The sequence below is a fragment of the Galbibacter sp. genome, assembly GCF_035306585.1.
Classification (GTDB): domain Bacteria; phylum Bacteroidota; class Bacteroidia; order Flavobacteriales; family Flavobacteriaceae; genus Galbibacter.
In genome coordinates, this window is the sequence record NZ_DATGNU010000030.1 from 1 (window position 1) to 2713 (window position 2713).

The 2713-nt window shown below is 35.5% G+C and carries 3 protein-coding genes; all 3 read left to right on the top strand.

Going from position 1 to position 2713, the window contains the following annotated elements:
- On the top strand, positions 1 to 432 hold a 432-nt coding region (locus tag VKY50_RS03335), incomplete at its 5' end, for an SDR family NAD(P)-dependent oxidoreductase (RefSeq protein WP_324298838.1).
- A 494-nt stretch (positions 433 to 926) separates the two neighbouring features.
- Positions 927 to 1571 carry an acrylate utilization transcriptional regulator AcuR gene (gene acuR, locus VKY50_RS03340; RefSeq protein ID WP_236770630.1) on the top strand — a complete coding sequence of 215 codons (645 nt, stop codon included), beginning with the start codon at positions 927 to 929 and terminating at the stop codon, positions 1569 to 1571.
- Positions 1572 to 1654: 83 nt separating this feature from the next.
- Positions 1655 to 2632 (top strand): acrylyl-CoA reductase (NADPH), encoded by a 978-nt coding sequence (gene acuI / locus VKY50_RS03345; protein ID WP_324298842.1) that lies wholly within the window; start codon positions 1655 to 1657, stop codon positions 2630 to 2632.
- The last annotated feature ends 81 nt before the right edge of the window (positions 2633 to 2713 follow it).

The following is a 2713-nucleotide window of genomic DNA, read 5'->3' on the forward strand; positions in this document are numbered from 1 at the left end:
ATGATTCCATTGATGTCAAAAACTCAGCCAAGCCAGATCATTCATATTGGCTCTACCTTTGGCAGCATTGGCTATCCGGGTTATGTCAGTTATTGTGCCAGTAAATTCGCCTTGCGCGGTGCCACCGAAGCGCTTGCACGTGAGTATGCAAAGACCTCAATTCAATTTCGTTATTTTTCACCAAGGGCAACGATCACGGAGATGAATGATGCAAAAGTCACAGAAATGAATCAGGCACTGGGAACTAAAATGGATGATCCTGATTTTGTCGCACAAGAGTTTTATCGTTTTTTAGAGAAAAACAGTCAGTCGTATCAGGTGGGTTATCCTGAAAAAATCTTTGTGAAGGTGAATCAGGTTTTACCTAATATCGTTTCTGGTTCGATTGAAAAAGATCTGGATGCTATTTATAGATATGCTGACCGAAGATAGCTTTGGTTTTGGTAATCCGCCATCTATAATATTCCCAATATGTTTTTAAACAGCTCGAGAGAGATACACCCAAGGTAAGTGTCCGCTAAATCCTACAATAAACTATCAGCCCAGTTTTATTGGGCTGGACTGATTAATTCAATCAAGCTAATAATCAAATTTCATTTTTAGCTCTAATTTCTTATGAAAACTCCAAAATTAACTTTTATGGATAATAACTTTGTAAGAGTGCTGTCACAGAGATATTATTTAACTTATGTTTACCTAAAATCTAGTTTATAAATTATTTTTACAATATATTTATTAATTTCAATATTTTGAATAAAAGTAATAGGAATTTATTAAAAATGAGTTCATGAACTCGTAGAATTTTTAAGTACATTTATATAAAAGGCTAAGTTCTCCCAGCAAAGAAATAGATGCCGTTTAGATAAAATTTTCAATCAAATAATCTTATTGTTGATATTTCTAGTCACATAGTCTATTTTCATTATATGAATTATTCTTCTTTACCCAAAAGACCACGTGGTCGACCAACCAAACACGGTTGTAACTATGCAGACACCAAAGAAGTGTTAATCCGCCGAGGTATCGAGTTACTGACCGAACGTGGAATGAATGCTATGAGCTTGGACGATCTCATGAAATCAGTTCAAGTTCCTAAAGGGTCTTTCTACCATTATTTTGCAAATAAAGAGGCTTTTATTTTAGAAGTCCTAGATGCTTATGAACTTTATTTTGTGAAGCGATTGAATAAGTTTTTAAATCAAACTGATCTTTCCCCACTAGAAAAGCTGCAAAATTTTGTAAAAGATGCGGGTGAAAAAATGCAAAAATATGATTTTAAACGAGGTTGTATTTTAGGTAACTTAGGACAAGAAGTGTCGTATTTGCCTCAAGAAATCATTGCCCGAATCGAAAGTATCTTTAAGGTATGGGAGAAATTAGTTTCTGATTGCCTACATCAGTCAAATTCACAATATAGCCTAGCTGATTGCGATGAAGCTGCTTATCAGTTTTGGATTGGGTGGGAAGGTGCAGTTCTAAGAGCACGTTTGGTCAAATCAACAAGTCCCTTAGATGCATTTTATCGCTTGTTTACTTTAGCTGTAAAACAACAAAATCACGTAAAAAGTTAATTAAAAAAATAAATGCAGACGTCTGTATTTATTTTTTTAATTAATTCTAGACAAGCAGTCTAATTAAATAGAGAGGAAGTTCTATGTACAAAGGTATTGTAATTACTAAAGATGAAGCAGGTTACACATCACAAATTACTGAGATTGCATCAAAGCCTTTACAAGAAGGAGAGGTTAGAGTCGAAGTCAAATATTCAACACTCAATTATAAAGATGCTTTAGCCATTACTGGGCGTTCACCAGTGGTGCGTAGTTTTCCTTTGACCCCAGGCATCGATTTTTCGGGTGTTGTGATTGAATCAAAACATCCAGCATGGAAAGAAAGAGATGAAGTTCTACTGAATGGTTGGGGAGTGGGTGAAAAGTATTTTGGAGGGCTAGCCGAGCAAGTCACTGTTTCTGGTGATTGGCTCATACAAAAACCTTCTGCTTTTTCTTTTAAAGATACGATGGTTATTGGTACAGCAGGTTATACCGCAATGTTGTGTGTCATGGCTTTACAAAAGCATGGTATTAAACCAAGTGATGGAAAAATTTTAGTGACAGGTGCAAATGGTGGAGTAGGTAGTATTGCCATTATTATTTTGAATCATCTTGGTTATGAGATTACAGCTTCAACTGGTCGACCTCAAGAGTCAGAATATTTAACCTATCTAGGAGCGAGTGAAATTATTGATCGTATTGAATTATCTTCCCCAGGAAAGCCATTAAACAAAGAAGTTTGGGCTGGCGTAATTGATACTGTTGGAAGCCATACTTTAGCCAATGCATGTGCTAGTACAAAATATCGTGGTGCAGTTGCTGCGTGTGGTTTGGCAGGCGGAATGGATTTTCCAGCAACAGTTGCTCCATTTATTCTAAGAGGGATTACCTTATATGGAATTGATAGCGTGATGGCACCAATCGAATTAAGAAAAGAAGCATGGGAACGTTTGGCTACAGAATTAGATCAAACAAAATTAGAAACAGTAACTACTGAAATTCAGTTAGCAGATGCTTTAAATATTTCAAATGAAATTTTAGATGGAAAAATTCGAGGTAGAGTTGTTGTACAGATATAGTTCAACAAAATGAGTTGTGGGACTGTTCTAAATTTTGTGTAAGTACTTAATTTTCATTTATCCTACTGAGGATAATAAAAA